Raw genomic sequence first — 1,679 nt, 5'->3', positions numbered from 1 at the left:
TCGTTGTTAATATCGCCAAGGGTTGAAGTAATGGAAACAGGTGTCGCGCTAGGTTGCAGGGTAATGGTTTCTAAACGGGAAACCCCGTCCACGTCTATGCTGATTTGCACTTGCGCACCACTGCTGTACAAGCTGGTATCGAAGCTCCCTGTGAGTGCTGTTAAGCTGTCACCCTCAAGGACGCTGACACTGACATTGCTGCCTGCTGGCACATAACCTGAAAGTAACGTGGTCAAATCAAGCGAGCCTGTATTGGTTTGCAAGATTTCAGGGAAATACGCCAAGGTAGGATCATTGGCAATCACTGTATCCACGGCTTGTTGTGCGGCGCTGTCTAAGCCAAAGGTTGGTACATTAAGCGCTAAATCTGTCATGCCATGACGACGCAGCCAAGTTTGCGTATTGAGGTACAAGGCTTTAGCAGTATTAGCATCAAGTGCGCTGTCTGCTAAATCTGTTGCCAAGTCTTGAGTAATATTGATAAGAGCTTCACCGCCACCGAGCACAGAAAGACCAATCAAAGCACTGCGATAATGCTGTTCAAGCCCTAAACCTGTGGCATTCATATCCACTGGTGCAATCGCAAACACATCATCGGCATTAGCGGAATCTAAGAAGGTGCTGGCAATCAAAGCGTTCGCCGCATTGATCCCTGCCACGGTCAGATCCGTTGCCGCCACTTTAGCCGCGATGTCGGTGAGTGGTGATACCGTCACGACATCACGGCGCGCTATCTCGGGTAATACTGCCGTTAGCGTGCTGTTGTTAAGTGTCATACCCGTTGCTTCATCAACATAGCTGCCGCCAGTGATTTCCATCATCACCGGAAGCGAAGTCGGCACAATCGCCATACTGAAGGCACCGTTAACATCGGTGGTACCAACTGTATGAGTAACGTCAGTGCCTTTGGTGCCCGCTTCAATTGCAAACACTCTCACCGATGCGCCACTGATGTTGTTCGCCACTGCTTGCCCTGTCACTGTCCATTGCGGATCGAGGACAAAGGCATCTGCATCATTAATCAGAGTTTGTAATTTCACAATATCGCCAACATCTTGCGCATCACTTTCCACAATGAAAGCTTGATAGTGTGCAAGATTGTTGCTGTCTACCGTCAAGCCCGTAATGCCTTGCAGCATGGCAATGGTTAACGTATCCGCGTTGTTGTTTGCAGCATATTGGCTGATGGTATCAATTTGGAATTGACTGGCGTTGGCACTGTCAATCAGTGTTTGCAACTTGGTGGATGTATCGACATTGCTGCCAACCTCTGCAGCAATCAAGGTTTGGTAATAAATGTGGTTATTAGCATTTAGTCCACTTAATCCCATTACCTTGTCTAAATCCGTAAAACTCAAACCCGTGGTGCCATTATTGTCGGCATAACCCACAATTTGCGCTAGCACAGTGACATGGGTATTCACTTCATCAATCACAGCTTGAATCTCTGCAACCCTATTTACTCTGCCTAGCCGCGTGAATTCTGCACCATATTGAGCAACATTGTCCGTGACAATATTGGCTAATTGACCACTCGCTACTAACACACTTTCAGTCAGCTCTTCGTTGTTAGCAATGAGAGTATTGATGTCATCAACGGCGTAAATAAGCGAGGCAACATAATCCAGTGCTAGGCTGCTATCCTCCATGCCATTTTGGGTCAGTAAATCGGCAAAGGT

Annotated in this window: 1 protein-coding gene; it reads right to left on the bottom strand. The window is 47.6% G+C overall.

Annotated elements, in window-relative coordinates:
- Positions 1-1,679, bottom strand: a 1,679-nt coding sequence (locus tag F8B77_RS17605; RefSeq protein WP_208846174.1) for a hypothetical protein, incomplete at both ends; no start/stop codon positions are given.

It is taken from the genome of Aliivibrio finisterrensis (assembly GCF_008933155.1).
In the GTDB taxonomy this organism is placed as follows: Bacteria; Pseudomonadota; Gammaproteobacteria; order Enterobacterales; family Vibrionaceae; genus Aliivibrio; species Aliivibrio finisterrensis.
The sequence above is the reverse complement of the archived record's forward strand: the minus strand, read 5'-3'. Positions and strand labels throughout refer to the sequence as shown.